This is a genomic window from Solirhodobacter sp. (genome assembly GCF_964715405.1).
This window is the reverse complement of sequence record NZ_CBAICG010000012.1, coordinates 1-22803: the sequence shown is the minus strand read 5'-3', so window position 1 is coordinate 22803 and position 22803 is coordinate 1. Positions and strand designations below refer to the sequence as shown.

The window sequence follows — 22803 nt, the reverse complement described above, 5'->3', positions numbered from 1 at the left end:
GCGGCGGTGTTTAGCGAAGCCCTCGGACTGCCGCAAGGGGGTTTTGATGAATTTGCGGCGTTGCGGGGGCGCGGGCGGCAAGCTATTGCGGCGGCATGGAAACGGTCGATGTTGTGGTGCTCGGCGCCGGGGCGGCGGGCATGATGTGTGCGGTCGAGGCGGGGCGCCGCGGCCGCCGGGTGATCGTGCTCGACCAGGCCCGCGCGGCGGGCGAGAAGATCCGCATCTCGGGCGGCGGGCGCTGCAACTTCACCAACCTCAACCGCGGGGCAGAGCGGTTTTTGTCGCAAAATCCGCGGTTTGCGCTGTCGGCGCTGGGCCGGTTCACGCCGCGCGACATGCTGGACCGGATCGAGGGCGCGGGCATCGCCTGGCATGAAAAGACGCTGGGCCAGCTCTTTTGTGACGGCTCGGCGCGGCAGGTGGTCGACCTGTTCGGGCGCGACATGGGCCGGGCGGGGGTGGACCTGCGGCTGGGCGCGGCGGTGCAGGCGATCGGCCAGAACGGGCGGTTCCGGGTGGAAACGGATCGCGGGGTGATCGCGGCCGCCAGCGTGGTGGTGGCGACGGGCGGCAAGTCGATCCCGAAGATGGGGTCGAGCGATCTGGGCTACCGGATCGCGCGGCAGTTCGGGCTGGCGGTGACCGAGACCCGGCCCGCGCTGGTGCCGCTGACCTTCGGGCCGGAATTTTCCGCGGATCTGGCGGGGGTGGCGGTGCCTGCGGCGCGGGTCGGTTGCGCACGAATGACGTTCGACGAGGCCGTGCTGTTCACGCATCGCGGATTGTCGGGCCCGGCAATCCTGCAAATCTCATCCTACTGGCGCGAGGGGCAGGGGATCACGCTGAACCTGTGCCCGGACAGAGATATTGCGCTTGCGCTGCGGCAGGCGCGGGCCGAAAGCCCCAAATCCGCGCCCCGCACCGCGCTGGCGCGCCATCTGCCGGAGCGGCTGGCGCGGCGGCTGGAGGCGCTGGCGGGGCTGGACGGGCCGCTGGGGGCGCAGTCGAATGCAAGCCTCGAGCGGCTGGCGGCGCTGGCACAGCGCTGGGAGCTTCTGCCCACCGGATCAGAGGGATACCGGACCGCCGAGGTGACGCTGGGCGGCGTGGATACCGCCGCGCTCGACGCCCGCACGCTGATGGCGAAGGCGGTGCCGGGGCTGCATTTCGTCGGCGAGGTGGTCGACGTCACCGGCTGGCTGGGCGGCTACAACTTCCAGTGGGCCTGGGCCTCGGGCTGGGCGGCGGGGCAGGTGGTGTAAGGGCTTGGGACGGCCGGAAAAGGTCGATACCGAAACCGCACCGAAACCACACCGAAAACACACCGACGGTGCACCGACGTTCGGGGGAAATCGGGGCGGGGAAATCGGGGGGAGGTCCCCGCTTGCGCGGGGATGACAGGCGGGCGCAAGGACGACAGGGCGAGGTCAGAACGTCTGGTCGTAGTCCCCGACCTGCGGTTCGGCCCGGATCACGGCGTCGAGATCGGCGAAGATCGCGCGCAGTTCGGCCTCGCTGTCCGGGCTTTCGCAGACCACGACGAGGTTGGGGGTGTTCGACGAGGCCCGCACCAAACCCCAGGCGCCGTTTTCCAGCATGACGCGGGCGCCGTTGACGGTGACGATGCCGGTGATCGCGCGGCCGCCGAGGGTGCCGCCACCGGCGCGCATCACCTCCAGCCGGCCCATGATGCGTTCCAGCACCGCGTATTTCTCGGTGTCGGGGCAGTAGGGCGACAGGGTGGGCATGGCGTAGGTCACCGGCAGCGCACGGCGCAGGCCGGACATGCTCTGGCCCGGATGGCGGTCCATCAGCTTGACGATTTCGACCGCGACGCGCATCCCGCAATCGTAGCCGCGCCCGATCGGCGGCGCGATGAAGTAGTGGCCCGATTTCTCGAATCCGGCAAGCGCGCCAAGCTCATGCACGCGGCGCTTCATGTGGCTGTGGCCGGTTTTCCAGTAATCGGTGGTGGCACCCAGCGATTTCAGCACCGGGTCGGAGGCGAAGAGGCCGGTGGATTTCACGTCGGCCACGAAGATCGCGCCGGGGTAGAGCGCGGCAAAGTCGCGCGCGAGGATGACGCCGACCTTGTCGGCGAAAATCTCCTCGCCCTCGTCATCGACCACGCCGCAGCGATCGCCGTCGCCATCGAAGCCAAGCGCGAGGTCGGCCTGCGTCGCCGTCACCGCCGCGGCCATGTCGTGCAGCATTTCAAGGGCTTCGGGGTTGGGGTTGTAGTGCGGGAAGGTGTAGTCGAGCCCGGTGTGCAGGGCCACGACATCGCAACCCAGCCGGGCGAGCAATTCGGGGGCGAAGGCGCCCGCGGTGCCGTTGCCGGTGGCGCAAACCACCTTGAGCGGGCGGGAGAGTTTGAAATCGCCGCACAGATCATCGAGGTAGGCCGCCTTCACCCCCTCGGCGCGGGTCAGGTTGCCACCCGGCCGCGCTATGCCGTGGCCGCCCAGCACGATGTCGCGCAGTTCCGCCATCTCTTCCGGCCCGTGGGTCAGCGGCGGCGTGAAGCCCATCTTGACCCCGGTCCAGCCGTTGGGGTTGTGCGAGGCGGTGACCATCGCCACCGCGTCGATGCCCAGATGATCGCGGGCGAAATAGGCCATCGGCGACAGCGCGGTGCCGATGTCGGTCACGCGAATTCCGGACTGTAACAGCCCGAGGATCAACGCATTCTTCACGCCCAGCGAATAGTCGCGGTAGTCGTTGGCCACCACGATCTCGGGCACCAGCCCGTGCCGCTGCATCTGGGTGCCGAGGCCAAGGCCGAGCGCCTGGATGCCGGGCAGGTTGATCTGCTCGGGGTATTTCCAGCGCGCGTCATATTCGCGAAAGCCGGTGGGGGCGATCATCGGTTCATTCAGGAAGGCCCAGGTGTTGGGCGTTACCCTGGAATGTGGCGCGGTCATCGGTCAGATCCTGATCGGTTCGGCCTTGGCGAGGCGGTCGAACTGCATCAACGTGTCCAGCAGGTGCGCCATCTGCGCAAGCGGGATCATGTTCGGGCCGTCGGAGGGGGCATTGTCCGGGTCTTCGTGCGTTTCGATGAAAACCCCGGCAATCCCGAGACTCACGGCCGCCCGCGCCATCACCGGGGCAAAGCGGCGGTCGCCGCCGGACGATCCGCCCTGCCCGCCGGGTTGCTGCACGGAATGGGTGGCATCCATGATCACCGGATAGCCGGTCTGCATCATCCGGGGCAGGGCGCGCATGTCGGCGACCAGGGTGTTGTAGCCGAACGAGGTGCCACGTTCGGTCAGCAGGATGCGTTCGTTTCCGGTCGAGGCGACCTTGGTGGCGACGTTGTCCATATCCCATGGGGCGAGGAACTGGCCCTTCTTGATGTTGATCGCGGCGCCGGTGGCCCCGGCGGCCAGCAGAAGGTCGGTCTGGCGGCACAGGAAGGCGGGGATCTGCAGCACGTCGACCGCTGCCGCCACCTCGGCGCAATGGGCGGCATCATGCACGTCGGTCAGCACCGGCACGCCGAACGCGGCGTGGACCCCGGCGAGGATTTGCAGCCCGGCCTCCATCCCGATGCCGCGCTTGCCCGACAGCGAGGTGCGGTTGGCCTTGTCGTAGCTGGCCTTGAAGATGAAGCCCGCGCCGTAGGCGGCGCAGGCTTCCTTCATCACCCCGGCGATCATCTGCGCGTGGTCGGCGCTTTCGATCTGGCAGGGACCGGCGATCACCGTCAGCGGGCGGTCGTTGCTGACGGTCAGCCCGCCGATCGTCACGTCCTTCATGCAGCAGTCTTCCCTAGGCTGAGACCTGCTCGCGCAGGATCGAGGCGGTCATCGACAGCATCAGGTATAGACCGGCGAAGAGCAGGAAGGCCACAATCGTATTCTCGAAGGCGCGCGGGTAGGTCGGCTCGTCCGGGGCGACCGGCTGCACCCCGACCGAGAAGTAGCGCGTCTGCTCGTTGGCGGTGACGCGCGCGGATTCGAGCGCCTCCAAGGCCTGGCCCAGCATCAGCTGGCGGGTCTGCACCTCGGCCTGGGCGGCGAGAATCTGGCTCTGGATCGCGGCGAGCGATTCCCCGTTGCCGTTGTTCACCGTCATCTTGCCGCGCAGATCCGCGACCTGCTGGTTGATCAGCGCGATGCGCTGCTTGAGCGGGTCGATGCGCGCCTGCGTCGGGTTCTCGGTCGACTGCATCTGCTGCAGGTCAAGCATGTCGCGCGTCAGTTCGGCGTTCAGGGCGGTGATCTGGCCGGTCACGAGGGTGACTTCGACGTCGCTCGACAAAACGCTGTATTTCTGCTGCAACTCCACGACTTTGGTATTGGCGTCCTCCAGCTTCTTTTCGGCGTCGTCGTAGCTGTCATGCGCGCCCTTCATCTGGTCGTCGCGCATCCTGAGCGTCATCTTGTCGACCTGCTCTTCGGTGTAGCCGATCAGCGCATTGGCGAATTCCACCGATTTCTTCGGGTCGGGGGTCGCGACTTCCAGGTTGATGATGCCTTCGGACGGGTCGTAGCCCACCTTCACGTTGCGGGAATAAAGCCGAAAGGCGGCTTCGTTCGTCGCGTTCGGCTGAAGCCGCTGCAGGGGGTCGATCGAGGGCTGGCTGAACAGGGCCTTGAAGCCGTGGTCGGCATCCAGCCGCACCATCGCATCGCGCGAGGTCAGGTAGGCCTGGGCGTTGATCGAATCCTGCGAACTGGCGAACTGGGTGCCGGTCAGGAAGCTTGCCACCGGCGAAGCGCTGGCGCCGCCTTCGGACTTGTTGATCACGAAGGCCGCCTTGACCGCGTAGAACGGCGTGGCGATGCTGTAGTAATAATACCCGGCGAAGAACGTTGGCAGCAGCACGAAGAACGCCAGCCGCGCGTAAAGCAGCGCCATCCGGCGGCGGCGGCGGCGGGCCAGATCCTGCTGAATCCGCATGATGTCGCGCACGCGGTTGTCTTCCGCCCGCACCTCGGTCGAGGGCGGCTGGATCGGCGTTACCGTCTGCGGCAGCCGGTTGCGGTCGTCGGTGGTGGCGGGAAGCTTGTCCTGCGGGTCCGACACCACAAGCTCCAGCATGTTGACGCGCTGGAACGGGTCGAGCCCGGCACGGCGCAAGAGCCGCACCGCATCGAAATCCGAGGTCGCGGCGATGCCGTTGCGTTGCGCCACCCGGCGGGCAGTGCGCAACTGCCGACCCGTCAGGCCCTCCTTGCGGATCGCGTCGATCTCGCCCTCGGCGGCGACTTCGCCGGGAAGAGTCACTTCGCCCTGCGCGGCGGTCGGGTATTTGTCGGGGCCGAAGCCGTCATCGAGGCTCTCGAAGAGCGACGCGTTCGCCTCGGTGCGCGGCGGCGACGGCGGCGCGGCGGCCGGGGTATCCGCCTCATGCGGGGCGGAAGCGCCAAAGACGCTGAGCGGGCTCCGACGGATACGGAACTTCTTAGCCTTGGGTTTGGTAATCATAGAGGCGCTTCGCTTCTTCAAGGGTGTCGAACATGTAGAGCTTTCCGTCATGCAGCACGGCCGCCTGACGGCAGAACTTTTCCAGCGTGGCGGCCTGGTGGGAAACCACGACGACGGTCGCGCGTTCCAGCCGGTCGCGCAGAATGGAACCGGCGCGCTGGTTGAAGCCGACATCCGTGGTCGAGGGCATCCCCTCGTCGATCAGGTAGATGTCGAATTCAAGCGCCAGGAGCAACGAGAACGAGAATCGCGACCGCATCCCCGAACTGTAGGTGCCGATCGGCATGTCGAAGTATTCGTCGATGCCGCAGACATAACGCGAGAAGGCTTCGACGTAGTCGGGATCGAGCCCGTAGAGCCGGGCAATGTAGCGCGCATTCTCGGTGGCGGTGTGCTTGTTGATCACGCCGCCCATGAAGCCCAGCGGAAACGACACGCGCGAGGTGCGCCGGACGATCCCCTCATCGGGTTTTTCCAGGCCCGCCATCATGTTGATCAGCGTGGTCTTGCCGGTGCCGTTCGGCGCGAGGATGCCGAGCGACTTGCCCTCTTCTATCCGGAACGACGCGCGGTCGAGGATGACCTTGCGCTGTTTGCCCGTCCAGAAGGACTTGCTGACGTTGTCGAACTCGATCATGGCCTTGCCTCGGGCTTGTGCCGCCCACCCACCGATTACCGGTCTTTGGTCAATAATCGGTATTACCCGCCCTTTGGGGCCGTATTATGTCCGCAACCCGAAACATCCGGTCATTCTACGGCGGGCCGGGGTGCAGTCAATCCGGCACCCCGGCGCAGGGGGCGGCTCACGCAACCCGCCGCCCGATTGCGCGGGCGAGCAGCAGCGCCAGCGGGGCCGCGATCAGGCTCGCCAGCAGCCCAAGCCGGGCGCCCTCGCTGAGCGCGCCGCCGGGCAGGGTCGCGCCGATCGCGAACAGTGGCACGCTGAACCCCATCGCGGCAACAAGGCCGACCACAGCCAGATCACGCGGCGCCATTCCGGCAGGCAGCGCGGCGCCCAAGCCCCGCATCGCCAGCGCGCCGCCCAGCAGGATGCCCAGCGGCTTGCCGATCAGCAGCGCCAGCGCCACCGCCAGCGTTTCGCTGTCGGCCGAGGCAAGGGGCGCCCCGGCATGGGTCAGCGCGAACAGGAACAGGATCGCACCGACCGGCATGACCAGCCACTTGGCGATGCGGTTGAGCATGTCCGGCAGCATCTCTTCAGCCTCGGCGAACATGCCGAAAGCATGATCGGCGTGGGGAATCGCCGGGATCACCGGCAGCAGGCCGAGCGCGGGCATCAGCCCCGCCTGCTGGGTGCCATACCAGCTGAGCGCGCCCGCCACCGCATAGGGCCAGACCGCCAGATGATGGCGGACCCAGCGCGCGGCGGGTTTCAGCGGGTCGCCGCGATCGAGCCGGCGCGGCAAGGCGTTGAAGCCGAGGTAGGCGGTGAGCGCGGCACCCAGCGGCAGCAACAGCCAGAGCGGCTGCAATGTGCCAACCGGAAAGGCGAGGCCGGTGACCAGCAGCGCAAGGATGTCATCGGCAATGCTGACCAGCAAAAGGAATCGCAGCGCCGGGTGGCCCGGCCCCAGCGCCAGCCGTCCGACGACATAGCTGAGCGCGACATCGCCCGCCATCGGCACCGGCCACCCGGCCGCCGGGCTGGGCAGCACCGGGGCGGTGACAAAGTGCGCGAGACCCGCGTAAAGCAGCGCAGGCACCGCCGCCGCGACAAGGGCCGTGACCAGCGGGGCCACCGACCTGGCGCCGCGCAGCGCGCCGTGACGCAGCGCCAGCGACTCCCACAACTCCTTGCCGATGTAGAGAAAGAAGAATGCCATCAGCGCATCGCCCGCCAGGTAGCCCAGCGTCAGCGTGCGCCCGAGGGGCATCAGGCTGTCGGGATTCGGGTAGCCGATCAGCGAATTGTCGGCCAGCCGAAGCTCGACAAAGTCCTGATAGCTGCGCGGCGAGAGATTCGCCCAGGCCAGCGCGACGGCGGCCCCGGCCAGCAGGCAGAGCGCGAACTGCGTGACGAAATGCGAGACGCGATACATCGGCGGGCCTCCAACGGCGATCCGGGGCGCAGGGGTCCGGGGCGCAGGGGTTCGGGATAGACGAGCCGGGCGGCGGGGGCAACGCCGCGCCGCGCCGCGGCGTCGCACTGTGCGGCAATTGTCGCAATTGTGTCGCCGCGCTAGGCTGGTGCCATGTTCCCGACCGACACCGCCACCGACACCGCCAGCGAAACCGCCCTTGCCGACCGGATCCGCGCCTGCCGCCTCTGCGCGGCGCGCTTTGGCGCGACCGCGACGGCGCATCCGCCGCGCCCGGTGGTCTGGTTCCGTCCCGGTGCGCGGATGCTGATCGCCGGGCAGGCGCCGGGCCTGCGGGTGCATCAGATCGGGCGGCCGTTCGCCGATGCCTCGGGCGACCGCTTGCGCGACTGGCTGGGGCTGACGGCGGCCGAGTTCTACGACCTTGACCGCGTGGCGGTGGTGCCGATGGCGTTCTGCTTTCCGGGCTATGATGCGAAGGGCGCGGACCTGCCGCCACCACCGATCTGCGCCGCGACCTGGCACGGCCAGGTGATGGCGGCGCTGCCGGGGCTGCGGTTGCGCGTGCTGGTGGGCGGTCACGCCCTCGGCTGGCATCTGGGCGCGAAGGGGGTGACGGCCACGGTCGAACGCTGGCGGGAAATTTCGGCGCAGGGCGCGCCGGGGCGCGCGATTTCGGCGCAGGGCGCGCCGGTCACCTTTCCCTTGCCGCATCCGTCGTGGCGGAATACGGGCTGGCTGAAACGCCACCCCTGGTTCGAGGCCGAGCTGCTGCCGGTGCTGCGCGCCGAGGTGCGCCGCGTGATGGAGACGCCATGACCGACCCGACCGCGCTCGACACCGCCCATGCCGCGATGAGCGCCGCGCCCGAGGATGACGCGGCGCGGCTGCGGTTCTATGCCCGGCTCGCCGAGGCCGAGTTGTTCGTGCTGCTGGAGCGCGAGGCGGAGGGCGAGGTCCTGTCGCCGCGCCTGTTCGATCTGGCGGATGGCCCGGTGGTGCTGGTCTTCGACCGCGAGGAGCGGCTGGCCGCCTTTACTGGCGCGCCTGCGCCCTATGCCGCGCTGCCGGGGCGGGTGGTGGCGCGGATGCTGGGCGGGCAGGGCATCGGGCTGGGGCTGAACCTGGAGGTGGCGCCCTCGGCGCTGCTGCTGCCGCCCGCGGCGGTGGACTGGCTCGCCGGGATGTTGGGCCAGGTTCCCGAGGAGCGCGCCGACCGGCCCGAGGAAGTGTCCGCGCCCAAGGGCTTGCCGGACGCGGTGCTGGCCGCGCTTGATGCCGCGCTGGCGCGCGCGGCGGGGCTGGCGGGCGGTGTCTGGCTGGTCGCGGCGCGTTATGGCGACGGGCGCGCGGGGCATCTGCTGGCCTTCACCGATGCCGCACTGGGGGCCGAGGTCGCGCTGGCGCGGGCGGTGGGCGAGGCGCTGGCCTTCTCGGGCGCCGAGGACGCGGGGATCGACGTGACTTTTCTCGACGGCGCCGACCCGGCGGCGGCGCGCATCGCCCGCGTCGGGCTGCGCTTCGACCTGACGCCGCCCACGCCGGAACTCGCCCCGGAACCGGCCCCGGTGCGGCGCGCGCCGGGCAGCGATCCGGATGCGCCGCCGATCCTGCGCTAAGGTCACGGCAAGAGCGGGGGTTTGACACCCCCGTCCCTGCCCGCCCACGGGGCGGGCGTTCGCCGCTGAAAAGCGCCACCGGCGCGTTTCCGAGCGCGGCTCACCCCCCGTGGGGTACTTGCGGACCGAAAGGGGGGGGCGCGGCGCAGAAAAACGACAGGGGCTTGGGGTATTATTATACCGATTTAGTAACGCATTGTTATTGCATATATAAATTGCTGTAACTGCACTTGACTGGCGCGCGAAACTGCTTAGAACACCCCAATCCGAGACTCGGGGGCACCTCTGCCTCGGGCTCAACCCTTTTTGAGACAGGGCCACCGATGAAAACCTTTACCGCTACCCCGGCGGACATCGTGAAGAAATGGATCCTGATCGACGCCGAGGGCGTCGTTCTGGGCCGTCTCGCCTCGATCGTCGCCATGCGTCTGCGCGGCAAGCACAAGCCGTCGTTCACGCCGCACATGGACATGGGCGACAATGTCATCATCATCAACGCCGAAAAGGTGCAGATGACCGGCGCCAAGCGTGATGACAAGATCTACTACTGGCACACCGGCTATCCGGGCGGCATCAAGCACCGTACCGCGCGCCAGATTCTGGAAGGCGCGCATCCCGAGCGCGTGATCGAGAAAGCCGTCCAGCGCATGCTGCCGGGCGGCAAGCTGTCGCGCCAGCAGATGACGAACCTGCGCATCTATGCCGGCGCCGAGCATCCGCATGAGGCGCAGACGCCGCTGGTGCTGGACGTGAAGCCGCTGAACCCGAAGAACACCCGGAGCGCATGACAATGGCCGACGAAATCAAAACGCTCGAGGGGCTGAAGTCGGCGGTTGCCGGAGCCTCGGCCGCCGCTGCGGCGGTTGCCGCCAGCGCGGCGCCGCAAGCCGCAGCACCGCGCACCCCGGTGCGCGACAGCCTTGGCCGCGCCTACGCGACCGGCAAGCGCAAGAACGCCATCGCCCGCGTCTGGATCAAGCCGGGCAAGGGCAAGGTCATGGTGAACGGCAAGGAGATGAACGTCTACTTTGCCCGCCCGGTGCTGCAGATGATCCTGCGTCAGGCCTTTTCGGTCGCCGGTGTCGAAGGCCAGTTCGACGTGATGGCCACCGTCAAGGGCGGCGGGCTGTCGGGTCAGGCCGGGGCGGTGAAGCACGGCGTTTCCAAGGCGCTGCAGCTTTACGAGCCGAGCCTGCGCCCGGCACTGAAGGCGGCGGGTTTCCTGACCCGTGACAGCCGCGTGGTGGAACGCAAGAAGTACGGCAAGCGCAAGGCGCGCCGGAGCTTCCAGTTCTCCAAGCGCTGATCCGGTTTTCTCCGGTTTCCGAAAGGCCCGCCGTCTGGCGGGCCTTTTGCGTTGCAAGACTGTTGCGCGAAAGACTCGGTTTGGCGAAATAGTATTGCGCGGACCCCGCATCGGCGAACGTTTGCGCAACATCGAGATTGACGGAGTCCCGCGGCGGTTTCATCATCCGGTTCCAGAGCCAGAAACCGGGGCCAGGAAATGACCAGTCTGTCCAGTTTTCACAGTTCTGCCGCAAGGCACACGTTCCTTGGGCTGCGCACGACGCCGAAGGGGGCGATGGAGATCGTCTTCGACGACGGCGAGGCGCGCCACCGCATGGTCTGGCGCGTGAAGTCGCCGGACACCAACGAGGCGCGCATCGGCGAGGCGCTGAAGCTGGCCGTGGATCAGGTCCGCGTGCTGCCCGCGCTTTATTCCGAGCTGAAGAAACGCTCGATCGCGATCGAGGCGGTGGTTCCCTGAGCGGCGCGGGGCGCTGCCCGGTGCCCTGAGGCGCGCCGCCCCCCGTGGCTGCGCCCGGGCGTTCTCTTGCCGTGCGTCGCGGCAAGACGTCCGCACAAACCCTGTGCGCGTGGCGCCGTCATCGCCAACATGTCGCAAAACCCTTGCGCTTTTCCGCGCCGCATCCGAGGGTTGGCGCAATCGGGTCGAACTCCGCGCGACCCGTGACAGAAACGAGACAGGGACGACGGTGGCAGGGGACCGGATGAAGAAGCGAAAATTCCTCGGATCGGAGGCCGCGAACGGCCTTCTGATGATCAGCCCCACGGCGATCTATTCGATCGTGGTGATGGCCGCGCCGCTGATCGCGGTGCTGCTGTTCAGCTTCATGACGCCCGGATACCTCAAGGTGATCTGGACGCCGACGCTGGACAACTACGCCAAGGTGCTGTCGGACCCGATTTATCAGGTGCTGCTGGGCCGGTCGCTGGTGATGGCGGGAACGGTGACGGCGGTGACGGTGTTCACGGCCTTCCCGGTTGCCTATTTCATCTCGTTCATCGTCTCGCCCGAGAAGAAATCGCTTTGGCTTTTCCTGATCACCATCCCGTTCTGGACCTCGTACCTGATCCGGGTGTTCCTGTGGAAGGTGATCCTGGGCTACAACGGCGTCATCAACGAGGCCTTCATGGGTCTGGGCATCACCCATGAGCCGATGACCTTCCTGCTTTACAACATGAACGCGGTGGTGCTTACGCTGGCGCATTCCTACGCGCCGTTCGCGATCCTGCCGATCTTCGTGGCGCTGGAAAAGATCGACCGCTCGCTGCTGGAGGCGGGACAGGATCTGGGCGAAAGCCGGATCATGACCTTCATCCGGGTGACGTTGCCGCTGGCGATGTCGGGGGTGGTGGCTTCGGTGCTGATCGTCTTCATTCCGACGGTGGGCGATTATGTGACGCCGACACTGGTGGGCGGATCGAACGGGCAGATGATCGCCAACGTGATCCAGTTGCAATACTTCAAGCTTGGCAACTACCCGGTGGGCTCGGCGGTCTCGATTGCCGCGATGGGCGTGGTGACGGTGATCTCGCTGCTCTTCGTGCTTGCCAACCGGCGTTTCCTGCGGGGGCAGCAATGAAGGGCAAGGGCCGCGGGTTCCGCATCTACGCCATCCTCTATCTGGCGTTCCTCTACGCGCCGATCGTGCTGTTGCCGCTGTTCGCGTTCAACAACTCGACCATCATCTCATTCCCGCTGGTTGGCTTCACGACCCAGTGGTTCCAGGCGCTGGCGAACGACACCTCGCTGCTGCAGGCGGTGCGCCACAGCCTGATCGTGGCCGTGTCGGTGTCGATCCTGGCGACCGTCTTCGGGGTCTTCGCGGCGCGCGCCACGACGCGCTACAGGTTTCCCGGCAAGGGCGGGCTGATGGGCATGATCATGCTGCCGCTGGTGCTGCCCGACATCATCATCGCGGTGGCCCTGCTTGGCGCGATCACCAACATCCTGGGGCTGAAGCTGACGCTGATCACGGTGATCTTCGGGCACACGCTGATCGCGACGCCCTTCACCATCGCCATCCTCAACTCGGCGTTCCAGTCACTGGACCGGTCGCTGGAAGAGGCGGCCTATGACCTGGGCGAGACCAAGGCGTCGACCTTCCGGCTGATCATCCTGCCGCTGGTGATGCCCGGCATCATCTCGTCGATGCTGATCGCCTTCACGATCTCGCTCGATGAATACATCATCGCGGCGTTCCTGTCGGGCACCGAGGCGACGCTGCCGGTCTACATCTTCTCGCAGTTCCGCTTTCCGCAGCGGGTGCCGATCATCATGGCGCTCGGCACCATTCTGGTGGTGCTGTCGATCGTCCTTCTCACCATTGCCGAATACTTCCGCCGCCGCGGCATCGCGCGGGCCGGCGGCAAATCGACCGGAGGTTTCCTGTGACGTCTTCCCCCGCTGCCGCCGCGCCGGCCCCCAAGCCCAAGCGTCCGCTGATCGAACTGCGCGATATCGAGAAATACTACGGCGACTACTACGCGCTGAGGAAGATCACGACCGACATCCGCGAGGGCGAGTTCTTCTCGCTGCTCGGCCCCTCGGGCTGCGGCAAGACCACGCTGCTGCGCTGCATCGCCGGGTTCGAGGAACTGTCGGGCGGCCACCTGCTGATCGACGGCAAGGACATGGAGGGAGTGCCCGCCAACAAGCGCCCGACCAACATGGTGTTCCAGTCCTACGCCATCTTCCCGCACCTGACGGTGGAGGAAAACGTCGGCTTCGGTCTGCGCCGCGACGGGCTTTCGAAAGACGAAAAGGCGCGCCGGGTGGCCGAGGCGCTGGCGATGGTGAACCTGACCGGGTTCGGCAAGCGCGCGGCCCATGCCCTGTCGGGTGGCCAGCGGCAGCGCGTCGCGCTGGCGCGCGCGCTGATCCTGAAGCCGAAGGTGCTGCTGCTCGACGAGCCGCTTTCGGCGCTCGACAAGAAGATGCGCGAACAGATGCAATCGGAGTTGCGGCGGCTGCAGCGGCAGGTCGGCATCACCTTCATCTTGGTCACCCATGATCAGGAAGAGGCGCTGATCATGTCGGACCGCATCGCGGTGATGTTCGACGGCGTGATCGCCCAGCTTGACAGCCCCCAGCAACTGTATCGCCGCCCGATCAGCCGCAAGGTGGCCGAGTTCATCGGCATCATGAATTTCCTGCCCGCCACCGTGAAGGGCACCCAGGGCGGCAAGATCGACCTGGAGGTCGCGGGCCTGGGCCCGATCGCCATCGACGCCGAACAATGCCCCGGCACGGTGAAACCCGGCGAGGCCAGCGTGGGTTTCCGCCCCGAGACGATGACGGTGCTGTTCGACGGCGACCCCGAGCCGACGCGCGGCAAGATCGCGCTGGGCGAGGTCGAGGAGGTCGTCTATTTCGGCGACATGAGCTATTACGACGTCAAGCTGGACGGGGTGGAAAAGCCGGTCCAGATTTCCATGCGCAATGTCGTCGGCCGCCCGGTGCTGGGGCGCGGCGCGCGCACCCGGATCGCCTGGGAGGCGGGCGCGCTGGTGCTGTTTTGCTGACGTGAGATGCGTTAGATGAAGAAGGGGCGCCAATGGGTTGGCGCCCCTTCTTCAGGTTCGGCGCAGCCTCAGGCGGCGGCCAGCGCATCCACGATCGCGCCGAAATCGGCGGCTTTCAGCGAGGCGCCGCCGACCAGCGCGCCATCGACGTTGGACACGGCGAAGATCTCGGCCGCGTTCGAGGGCTTCACCGAGCCGCCGTAGAGGATGCGCACGCCGGTGCCCTCGTCGCCGAAGCGGGCGACCAGCGTCGCGCGGATGTAGTCATGCACCTCGGCAATCTCGCCCAGCGTGGGGGTGCGGCCGGTGCCGATCGCCCAGACCGGTTCGTAGGCCACCACGAGGTTGGCTGCCGTGCAGCCCGCGGGCAGCGAGGTTTCAAGCTGGCCGCCGATCACCGGCAGGGTCGCGCCAAGGTCGCGCTGGCGTTCCGTCTCGCCGACGCAGACCACCGCGATCAGGCCCGCGGCCCAGGCGGCCTGCGTCTTGACCTGCACCATCGCATCGGTTTCGGCATGGTCGGTGCGGCGTTCGGAGTGGCCGAGGATGACGTAGGCCGCCCCCGCATCGGCCAGCATCGCCGCCGAAATGTCGCCGGTATGGGCGCCCGCAGCGTTCCAGTGGCAATCCTGCCCGCCGATCCGCAGATGTTTGTTCCGGCAGCGCCAGGCGACCTGCGCGATCAGCGTGGCGGGCGGGCAGATCAGCATCTCGCAGGCCGGATCGGGGTGGGTTTCGAGCAGTTTCTCGATCTCGACGAGAGATGCGGTGGTCCCGTTCATCTTCCAGTTTCCGGCGGCAAGCTTGCGACGCATCGTCATTCTCCCTCGTTCACCGCAGGTCTAAACGATGTCGGCGCTGCGGGAAACGTGGAAAAACAGCGCAATGGTTCAGGCGCTGGCGTCCTGATCGCGGAACTTCACCGATTCGCCGCAGCCGCAGGCATCGACGACATTGGGGTTCCTGAAGCGGAACCCGGCATCGAGCAGGGTGGTTTCATAGTCGATCTCGGTGCCGAACAGGAACATCTGCGCCATCGGCGCGATCATCACCCGGGCGCCGTCCTGTTCGACGATCTCGTCCATCGGGTTCACCTCGGCGGCGAACTCCATCGTGTATTCCATGCCCGCGCAGCCGCCCTTCTTGACGCCGATCCGCAGGCCCTGAACCTGATCGCGCGACATCAGCCGCGTGATCTGCTTTGCCGCGGCGGGGGTAAGGGTGACGGCCTGTTTGCCGGGAAGACCGAACATGGCGCTAATCCTGTGCTTTTCACTCAACTTAGGGCGAGGGGGTGCGAATCTCAAGTGGAAGGAATCGGGCGGGCCGGATTGCCCGCGACGGTGGCACCGGCGGCCACGTCGCGCGTCACCACGGCACCCGCGCCGATGATGGCGTTGTCGCCCACGGTGATGCCGGGCAACAGGATCGCGCCGCCGCCGATCCAGACGTTGCGGCCGATGTGCAGCGGCCTGCCCGATTCGAGACCGGCGGCGCGGACTTCGGGGTCGCGGGGGTGGTCGGCGGTCAGCAGCTGGCACAGCGGGCCCACTTGCGTGCCCGCGCCGATATGTACCTCGCAGACGTCAAGGATAACGCAGCCGTAGTTCAGGAAGACGCCCTTGCCGCAGTGGATGTTCACCCCGTAATCTACGGAAAACGTTGGGCGAATGACCGCGCCGTTCCAGGTTCCCAGCAACTCGCCCAGCAGATGGGCGCGGGCGTGATCCTCGCCGTAGACGGTGGCGTTGTAGGCGCGCATCAGGCTTTGGGCGCGGCGGCGGAGCGTCACAAGTTCCGGGTCGCCGACCCTGTAGCGCTGACCGGACAGCATCTTTTCGCGCTCGGAGCGGGTGTCGCTCACATGAAGCCCAGTTCGAGCCGGGCCTCGTCGGACATGTTGTCCATGCCCCAGGGCGGGTCGAAGGTGAGCTGCACATCCACCTGCTTGACGCCCGCAACGGACTCGACCGCGTCGGACACCCAGCCCGGCATCTCGCCCGCCACCGGACAGCCGGCGGCGGTCAGCGTCATCATGATCTCGACGGCATTTTCGTCATTGATCACAATCGAGTAGACCAGCCCGAGGTCGTAGATGTTGACCGGGATTTCAGGGTCGTAGATGGTGCGGCAGGCGCCCACGACGGCATCATAAAGCGGATGCTCGGTCGAGGACGGCTTGATGAGGGGGGTACCCTCGATCGGTTCGGCGGTCTGGGCGGTCATGGTTCTCTCGCGCAGTTGTTGACCGATTATATAGGGAATTCCGTGGGCAGGTCCAGTCGGTTGCGGATGTCAGAATCGGGATGCCGATTTCGCACCGAAAAAGCGCCGACGTTTGGCCCCTCACGCCTCGGCCGGAGTTCACCTCCAGCACCTTCGGCCTCCCGCTCCGGATGGCTACCCCCGAGGGGTCTGGTCCGCCCGGGGCTCACCTTCCAGGGCGAAATAGAACCCCAGGTAGCCGTTGACGCCGCCGTCCGGATAATAGGGAATGATCAGTTTGCGACCGTCCCGCCAGCCATCGACAAGGCGATAACCGGCATCGGCCATCGATTGGATGAAACTGTTTTCATTCTCGATCCGATATGGCACCGCCCCGCTGCCAATGTTCTGCACCGTGTAGAAGGTGTCAACGCGGCTTTGCATCGGTACCCTGCTGACGAAGACATGCCGCGGCAGGCTTTTCAGCGATCTTAAAACCGCCGGAAGCGTCGGTTCGAGGTATTGCAGTGCGCCGCAGATCAGAAAGATGTCGGCCTCACCGGCCATTTCAGTCGAAAACACGAGGCCGGGATAATTGCCGTCCTTCAGCATTGCATTGCCGGCCGCGACAATCTCCGGCACCTCGCAGATGCGCCACGCCATTCCCGCCGGAAACGGGATCAGATCCCGGTAGCTGCAGTATTCTTTCGCGAGGCTTCCGCCGACGTTCAGGATCGTGGTGTTGCCCTGCAGGAGCGGCCGCATGTAGAGCAGAATCGGATAGTCGCGTTCCGGCAGCGAGTGGATCGCGACCCCTTCGGGCGCGCGGTAGGTCAGAATCCCCGTCTTCCTGCGCAGTTTGTGCCTGGTGAGCGAGGCTGCCTTGGCGTCCTGCCAGTTGCCATAGACGCCGCGACAGGTTGCCCAGGTATTCGGATACACATGCCAGTAGTGCCAGGCATTCGACGTCATCGGGGTCAGGTGAATCGCCGCCCTGAGAAAGTTGCGCATTGTCGCTACCGATGCTGATCCGGTCTGGTGGGATTGCCGATGACTCGTTTGGCGGAAATGCCTAGCATGAATTGCCCGTCGCCGCGAGATTTGAATTTTCTGCCTTCGTTTTGCGGCAAGATTGAAGGATCCATATCGCGTATCTGGAAACAATAGTGGCGTCGGGCGAAGCGCGGAGCCGACCATTCAACAATGACGATTCTGGATTCGCGCGTCCTTCTCGGACCCAGTGATCTGACCGGGCGTCAGGGGCGGGCGGGGGGCCGGTTCCCCTTCGCCCGCCCTCGGTCGGCCGGACGCCGATCCTCTTGGCATTTTCGGGGAATTGTCCCAGAAGGACGCTCCCGAGTGTTCGAGAGGCGCGACATGGCCAAGACCTTCCGCTTTCATCTGACGGCGACCGACGGCAAGGCGCGGACCGGCGTGATCGCCACCCCGCGCGGCGAGATTCGCACCCCCGCGTTCATGCCGGTGGGCACGGCGGCGACGGTCAAGGCGATGCTGCCCGAAAGCGTGGCCGCGACCGGGGCCGACATCCTGTTGGGCAACACCTACCACCTGATGCTGCGGCCGACGGCGGAACGGATCGACCGACTGGGCGGCCTGCACCGCTTCATGAACTGGGAGCGGCCGATCCTGACGGACTCGGGCGGGTTCCAGGTGATGAGCCTGTCGAAGCTGCGCAAGATGACCGAGGAGGGCGTGCGGTTCAAATCGCACATCGACGGGTCGGAGCATCACCTGACGCCGGAACGCAGTATGGAGATTCAGCGCCTGCTGGGGTCGGATATCGTGATGTGCTTCGACGAATGCCCGGCGCTGCCCGCGACCGACGAGGTGGTGGCGAAGTCGATGCGGCTGTCGATGCGCTGGGCGCAGAGGTCGCGCGACGCCTTTGGCGACCGGCCCGGCCATGCGCTGTTCGGCATCCAGCAGGGCGGGGTGACGCAGGAGTTGCGGGCGGAGTCGGCCGAAAAGCTGACGGCGATCGGGTTCGACGGCTACGCGGTGGGTGGCCTTGCGGTGGGCGAGGGCCAGGAGGCGATGCTGGGCGTGCTCGACTATGCGCCGGGGATGCTGCCCGCCGACAAGCCGCGCTATCTGATGGGGGTGGGCAAGCCCGACGACATCGTGGGCGCGGTGGAACGCGGCATCGACATGATGGACTGCGTGCTGCCGTCACGGTCGGGGCGCACCGGGCAGGCGTTCACCCGCCACGGCGTGGTGAACATCAAGAACGCGCGCCATCAGGACGATCCGCGCCCGCTGGACGCGCAGTGCACCTGCCCGGCCTGCCGCAGCTATTCGCGCGCCTACCTGCACCATGTGTTCCGGGCGGGTGAGATCATCAGCTCCATGCTGATGACCTGGCACAACCTGCACTATTTCCAGGAACTGATGGCGGGCCTGCGCGGTGCCATTGCCGCCGGGCAGTTGCCCGCCTTCGTGGCGGCGTTCCATGCGCAACGGGCGGCGGGCGACATCGCGCCGCTGTAAGGCGGCCTCAGCCCCGGCTCAGGTAGATCGACATCCGTTTCAGCGTCTCGTGAAACTGCGGGGTCAGCGTTTCCAGCCCCTGCGTCAAGGCGTGCAACGCGGCCAGATCGTCGGTAAGCCGCGCGATTTCCGCATCGCTCGCCTCGCGGTCGCCGCGCGCGAAGCCTGCCATGCTGCGCGACCCGCCCGCGTCGAGCGCCAGGGTGACGCCATAGCGCAGCCCGTGTTCGGCGGCCCTTGCCATCACGCGGGCCTCGCCGGGGTCGTCCAGCGCGCTCCAGCGCACGGCGCCGGTATGGGCAAAGCCCCAGCGGACGGCCGGGTCGTGCAGCACCAGCCCCTCGCGCGAATAGGTGTCGATCCAGTCGGCGGGATAGGCTTGGAGCAGGTATTTCGGCGCGGTGAATTCGATGTGAAGCGCGATGGCAAAACCCGCCGGATAGGCGCTGCGGAGCGACGCCAAAATCTTGCTTATTCCCGCCGCCCGGTCCATTCTGCTGCCAGTTTCCCTTTTGTCCCCGTCGGTTCCGGGACAGCTGCGAGTGGATATCACAGAGTATGCTGTGAAAGGTTAAGCCACTTCACCCCAGCGATGAACACAAGAGGCGATGCGGCACCCTTTGAACACGATCGCGTTTTCCGATCTTGCTCCGGCAGGCTATTATGTCGCCGTGCGGGTGGGATTTGCCTTTCCGCTGGCGGAATACAACCGGTTGCCACACGGCTGGGTGGAATACTATACCCGGAACGGCCTGATGCTGGACGATCCGGTGGTGCGCTGGGCCTATGACCACACCGGTGCCCTGCGCTGGAGCGCGATCACCGGCCCCGATCCGCGCGGGGTGATGCCACTGGCGCGCAGTCACGGGCTCAAATTCGGGGTGGTCGTCGCCTGCACCGATGGCGCCCGCGATGGGCAGCGCAGCTATGGCTCTTTCGCGCGCGCCGACCGTGAGTTCACCGATGAAGAGGTGGACCTGCTGGAGGCCGCCCTGCGGAACCTGCACAACGTCTTGGCGCCGCCATCGAACCTGACGCGGGCCGAACTGGAGGCGCTGCGGATGGTCAAGGACGGCCAGAAGCTGAAGGAGATCGGGACCGCGCTTGGCATCACCGAGGGCGCGGTGAAGCAGCGGCTGAAGAACGCCCGCCTGAAACTGGGCGCGCGCAACGGCAGCCATGCGGTCTCGCTCGCCACGGCCGCCGGGCTCATCTGAGGCGGCGGGCGATCCTGCTTGCCCCCGCCGGGCCCGCGCGGCATTCTGTGACGAAGCCGTGAACGAGTGTGGTTGAAAGCCGCGTCAGCCTACCCCAGATATTGTGGCGAACAGGGGAGGGCGGAGTGCTGCCGAATGTCGGGGCCAGCGCCCTCCTGCCGCGAAAGGAACGCAGATGAAAGAGTCTCTTGCCTCCAGCTACCCGGTGCTGCCGCTGCGCGACATCGTGGTCTTTCCGCACATGATCGTGCCGCTTTTCGTCGGGCGCGAGAAATCGGTGCGGGCCTTGGAAGAGGTGATGAATGACGACAAGCAGATTCTGCTGTCGTCGCAGGTCGACCCTTCGGTTGATGATCCGGATGCCGATGGCATCTACCCGACGGGTGTGATCGCCAATGTGCTGCAACTGCTGAAGCTGCCCGACGGCACCGTGAAGGTGCTGGTCGAGGGCCGCGCGCGCGTGCGCATTGTCGAATACCTGCCCAACGACTCGTTCTTCGAGGCGCGGGCCGAGCTTCTGACCGAAACGCCGGGCGAGAAGAACGCCGTGTCGGCGATGGTGCGGTCGGTCGGCGAAGAGTTCGAGCGCTACGCCAAGATCAAGAAGAACATCCCCGAGGAAGCCCTGTCGGCCGTGGCCGACACGCGCGAGCCGAACAAGCTGGCCGACCTCGTGGCGGGCCATCTGGGGATCGAGGTCGCGCAGAAGCAGAATCTGCTGGAAACGCTCGACGTCGCCGAGCGGCTGGAAAAGATCTACGGCATGATGCAGGGCGAAATGTCGGTGCTTCAGGTCGAGAAGAAGATCAAGACCCGCGTGAAAAGCCAGATGGAGCGCACTCAGCGCGAGTACTATCTGAACGAGCAGATGAAGGCGATTCAGAAGGAACTCGGCGACGGCGAGGAAGGCCAGAACGAGGTTGCCGAACTGGAAGCGCGGATCGCCAAGACCCAGTTTTCCAAGGAGGCGCGCGAGAAGGCCGACGCCGAGGTGAAGAAGCTCAAGGCGATGTCGCCGATGTCGGCCGAGGCCACCGTGGTGCGCAACTACCTGGAGTGGATGCTGTCGATCCCGTGGGGCGTGAAGTCCCGCGTCAAGAAGGATCTGGGCAAGGCGCAGGAGATCCTGGACGCCGACCACTACGGGCTGGACAAGGTGAAGGAACGCATCGTCGAGTACCTCGCGGTGCAGGCGCGGTCGGCCAAGATGAAGGGGCCGATCCTCTGCCTCGTCGGGCCTCCGGGCGTCGGCAAGACCTCGCTGGGCCGGTCGGTGGCGAAAGCTACCGGGCGCGAGTTCATCCGCATCTCGCTGGGCGGTGTGCGGGACGAGTCCGAGATCCGGGGCCACCGGCGCACCTACATCGGCTCGATGCCGGGCAAGATCATCCAGGCGATGAAGAAGGCCAAGACCACCAACCCGCTGATCCTGCTGGATGAAATTGACAAGATGGGGCAGGATTTCCGCGGCGACCCGGCCTCGGCGATGCTGGAGGTGCTGGACCCGGAACAGAACGCGACGTTCTCGGATCACTACCTTGAGGTTGAATACGACCTGTCCAACGTGATGTTCATCACGACGGCGAACAGCTACAACATGCCCTCGCCCCTGCTGGACCGGATGGAGATCATCCCGCTGGCGGGCTACACCGAGGACGAGAAGCGCGAGATTGCCCGGCAGCATCTGCTGGACAAGCAGGTCAAGGGCCACGGCCTGAAGAAGGGCGAGTTCTCGATCACCGATGCCGCGCTGATGGAGATCATCCGCACCTATACCCGCGAGGCCGGGGTGCGGAACCTGGAGCGCGAGATCGCCAAGCTGGCGCGCAAGGCGGTGACCGAGATCGTCAAGGGCAAGGTCAAGTCTGTCACCGTGACGCCGGACAACCTTGAGCAATACCTCGGGGTGAAGCGGTTCCGCTACGGTCTGGCCGAGAAAGAAGATCAGGTTGGTGTCGTCACCGGGCTGGCCTGGACCAGCGTGGGCGGCGAGTTGTTGCAGATCGAGGCGCTGAAGCTGCCCGGCAAGGGGCGGATGAAGACCACCGGCAAGCTTGGCGATGTGATGAAGGAATCCATCGAGGCGGCGTCCTCCTTCGTGCGCTCGATCGCGCCGGAACTGGGCATCAAGCCGACCAAGTTCGAGACGGTGGACATCCACGTCCACGTTCCCGAAGGGGCGACGCCCAAGGACGGGCCGAGCGCCGGGGTGGGCATGGTCACCTCCATCGTGTCGGTGCTGACCGGCATTCCGGTGCGCAAGGACATCGCGATGACCGGCGAGGTGACGCTGCGCGGCAACGTGCTGCCGATCGGGGGCCTGAAGGAAAAGCTGATGGCGGCGCATCGCGGCGGCATCACCACCGTGCTGATCCCGGAAGAGAACGCGAAGGATCTGCCGGAGATTCCGGCCAACGTGAAGGCGGGGCTGACCATCATCCCGGTCAGCAATGTGCGCGAAGTGCTGAAGGTAGCGCTGGTGCGGATGCCCGAGTCGATCGAATGGGACGAGGCCGCCGAAGAAGCCGCCGCCAAGGCCGCGCTGCGTCCGGCGGGCGAGGCCACGGCACAGACCGCGCACTGAGCGGCCCACGGTTACGACAACGGCGCGCCCTGCAAGGGGCGCGCCGTTTCTCATCGACGGCGGCGCGTCGTCATCGCCGGGCCGGGCTTGTCATTTCCGACCGCCATGCAACCGCGCGGCCAAGGGCCAAGCCGCTCGCTGCCGCGTCGACCCGGGCGGTGTCGGCCTTGCGACGCGTGTTATCCCAAGGGCGGCGACACGGTCTTGCTGGTGGTGCTCACGAGCGCCAGAACGACGATCCCCAGCAGGATGAGCGGAACGACCATGGCCGAGGATGAACTGGTCTGCTTTGCGGCGGCAACCGCCACCGCGGGCTCCATCTTGGGCGCAACAAGGTTGCC

Annotated in this window: 23 protein-coding genes; 12 read left to right on the top strand and 11 right to left on the bottom strand. The window is 66.4% G+C overall.

Features of this window, described 5'->3' with window-relative positions:
- Window positions 1-95: 95 nt before the first annotated feature.
- Window positions 96-1265 (top strand): BaiN/RdsA family NAD(P)/FAD-dependent oxidoreductase, encoded by a 1170-nt coding sequence (locus tag AC11WY_RS07405; RefSeq protein WP_482924035.1) that lies wholly within the window; start codon window positions 96-98, stop codon window positions 1263-1265.
- 165 nt (window positions 1266-1430) lie between these two features.
- Here AC11WY_RS07405 and AC11WY_RS07400 read toward each other — a convergent pair whose 3' ends face one another.
- From AC11WY_RS07400 to AC11WY_RS07380, 5 genes are all read right to left on the bottom strand, one after another.
- Window positions 1431-2927, bottom strand: a complete 1497-nt coding sequence (locus AC11WY_RS07400; RefSeq protein WP_482924034.1) for a phosphomannomutase/phosphoglucomutase — start codon at window positions 2925-2927, stop codon at window positions 1431-1433.
- Between the two features lie 3 nt (window positions 2928-2930).
- A complete protein-coding gene (gene kdsA, locus AC11WY_RS07395; protein ID WP_482924032.1) occupies window positions 2931-3764 on the bottom strand; it encodes a 3-deoxy-8-phosphooctulonate synthase in 834 nt (277 codons plus the stop codon).
- A 13-nt stretch (window positions 3765-3777) separates the two neighbouring features.
- Window positions 3778-5439 (bottom strand): KpsE/RkpR family capsule polysaccharide export protein, encoded by a 1662-nt coding sequence (locus AC11WY_RS07390; protein WP_482924030.1) that lies wholly within the window; start codon window positions 5437-5439, stop codon window positions 3778-3780.
- A complete protein-coding gene (locus AC11WY_RS07385) occupies window positions 5417-6076 on the bottom strand; it encodes an ABC transporter ATP-binding protein (RefSeq protein ID WP_482924028.1) in 660 nt (219 codons plus the stop codon). Before AC11WY_RS07385 ends, AC11WY_RS07390 begins: the two co-directional genes overlap by 23 nt.
- Window positions 6077-6242: 166 nt before the next feature.
- Window positions 6243-7499 (bottom strand): Na+/H+ antiporter NhaA, encoded by a 1257-nt coding sequence (locus AC11WY_RS07380; RefSeq protein WP_482924026.1) that lies wholly within the window; start codon window positions 7497-7499, stop codon window positions 6243-6245.
- Window positions 7500-7652: 153 nt separating this feature from the next.
- On the opposite strand from AC11WY_RS07380, the gene AC11WY_RS07375 reads away from it, so the two are divergent.
- The 8 genes from AC11WY_RS07375 to AC11WY_RS07340 all read left to right on the top strand — a co-directional run bounded on the left by AC11WY_RS07375 (window position 7653) and on the right by AC11WY_RS07340 (window position 13948).
- On the top strand, window positions 7653-8318 hold the full coding sequence (locus AC11WY_RS07375; RefSeq protein ID WP_482924024.1) for a uracil-DNA glycosylase family protein: 666 nt from the start codon (window positions 7653-7655) through the stop codon (window positions 8316-8318).
- Window positions 8315-9118: an SseB family protein gene (locus AC11WY_RS07370; RefSeq protein ID WP_482924022.1), complete on the top strand. Its 804-nt coding sequence runs from the start codon at window positions 8315-8317 to the stop codon at window positions 9116-9118. Before AC11WY_RS07375 ends, AC11WY_RS07370 begins: the two co-directional genes overlap by 4 nt.
- Before the next feature lie 323 nt (window positions 9119-9441).
- Complete coding sequence (gene rplM, locus AC11WY_RS07365; protein ID WP_482924021.1) at window positions 9442-9906, top strand: 50S ribosomal protein L13; 465 nt, start codon at window positions 9442-9444, stop codon at window positions 9904-9906.
- Between the two features lie 2 nt (window positions 9907-9908).
- Window positions 9909-10424, top strand: a complete 516-nt coding sequence (gene rpsI / locus AC11WY_RS07360; RefSeq protein ID WP_482924019.1) for a 30S ribosomal protein S9 — start codon at window positions 9909-9911, stop codon at window positions 10422-10424.
- A 198-nt stretch (window positions 10425-10622) separates the two neighbouring features.
- A complete protein-coding gene (locus AC11WY_RS07355; RefSeq protein ID WP_482924017.1) occupies window positions 10623-10886 on the top strand; it encodes a hypothetical protein in 264 nt (87 codons plus the stop codon).
- Window positions 10887-11130: 244 nt separating this feature from the next.
- A complete protein-coding gene (locus tag AC11WY_RS07350) occupies window positions 11131-12006 on the top strand; it encodes an ABC transporter permease (RefSeq protein WP_482924015.1) in 876 nt (291 codons plus the stop codon).
- On the top strand, window positions 12003-12818 hold the full coding sequence (locus AC11WY_RS07345; protein WP_482924013.1) for an ABC transporter permease: 816 nt from the start codon (window positions 12003-12005) through the stop codon (window positions 12816-12818). The genes AC11WY_RS07350 and AC11WY_RS07345 overlap by 4 nt, the downstream gene beginning before the upstream one ends.
- Window positions 12815-13948, top strand: a complete 1134-nt coding sequence (locus tag AC11WY_RS07340) for an ABC transporter ATP-binding protein (protein WP_482924011.1) — start codon at window positions 12815-12817, stop codon at window positions 13946-13948. Before AC11WY_RS07345 ends, AC11WY_RS07340 begins: the two co-directional genes overlap by 4 nt.
- Window positions 13949-14016: 68 nt before the next feature.
- On the opposite strand, the gene tpiA is transcribed toward AC11WY_RS07340, so the two are convergent.
- The 5 genes from tpiA to AC11WY_RS07315 form a co-directional block, all read right to left on the bottom strand.
- Complete coding sequence (gene tpiA / locus AC11WY_RS07335; protein WP_482924009.1) at window positions 14017-14763, bottom strand: triose-phosphate isomerase; 747 nt, start codon at window positions 14761-14763, stop codon at window positions 14017-14019.
- A gap of 75 nt (window positions 14764-14838) precedes the next feature.
- Window positions 14839-15201: a HesB/IscA family protein gene (locus AC11WY_RS07330; RefSeq protein ID WP_482924007.1), complete on the bottom strand. Its 363-nt coding sequence runs from the start codon at window positions 15199-15201 to the stop codon at window positions 14839-14841.
- A 50-nt stretch (window positions 15202-15251) separates the two neighbouring features.
- Window positions 15252-15782 (bottom strand): sugar O-acetyltransferase, encoded by a 531-nt coding sequence (locus AC11WY_RS07325; RefSeq protein ID WP_482924138.1) that lies wholly within the window; start codon window positions 15780-15782, stop codon window positions 15252-15254.
- A 26-nt stretch (window positions 15783-15808) separates the two neighbouring features.
- Window positions 15809-16174, bottom strand: coding sequence for an SUF system Fe-S cluster assembly protein (locus AC11WY_RS07320; RefSeq protein ID WP_482924006.1), 366 nt, complete (start codon window positions 16172-16174; stop codon window positions 15809-15811).
- 174 nt (window positions 16175-16348) lie between these two features.
- On the bottom strand, window positions 16349-17164 hold the full coding sequence (locus AC11WY_RS07315) for a methyltransferase, TIGR04325 family (RefSeq protein WP_482924004.1): 816 nt from the start codon (window positions 17162-17164) through the stop codon (window positions 16349-16351).
- 366 nt (window positions 17165-17530) lie between these two features.
- Between AC11WY_RS07315 and tgt the strand changes: the two genes are divergently transcribed.
- The gene (gene tgt / locus AC11WY_RS07310) at window positions 17531-18661 is read left to right on the top strand and encodes a tRNA guanosine(34) transglycosylase Tgt (RefSeq protein ID WP_482924002.1); all 1131 of its coding nucleotides are present in this window, start codon (window positions 17531-17533) and stop codon (window positions 18659-18661) included.
- A 7-nt stretch (window positions 18662-18668) separates the two neighbouring features.
- On the opposite strand, the gene AC11WY_RS07305 is transcribed toward tgt, so the two are convergent.
- On the bottom strand, window positions 18669-19124 hold the full coding sequence (locus tag AC11WY_RS07305; protein WP_482924001.1) for an autoinducer binding domain-containing protein: 456 nt from the start codon (window positions 19122-19124) through the stop codon (window positions 18669-18671).
- 145 nt (window positions 19125-19269) lie between these two features.
- Here AC11WY_RS07305 and AC11WY_RS07300 point away from each other — a divergent pair, with 145 nt between their 5' ends.
- Together AC11WY_RS07300 and lon are read left to right on the top strand one after the other, a co-directional pair.
- On the top strand, window positions 19270-19878 hold the full coding sequence (locus AC11WY_RS07300; protein WP_482923999.1) for a helix-turn-helix transcriptional regulator: 609 nt from the start codon (window positions 19270-19272) through the stop codon (window positions 19876-19878).
- A gap of 175 nt (window positions 19879-20053) precedes the next feature.
- The gene (gene lon / locus AC11WY_RS07295; protein ID WP_482923998.1) at window positions 20054-22462 is read left to right on the top strand and encodes an endopeptidase La; all 2409 of its coding nucleotides are present in this window, start codon (window positions 20054-20056) and stop codon (window positions 22460-22462) included.
- Window positions 22463-22803: the final 341 nt, after the last annotated feature.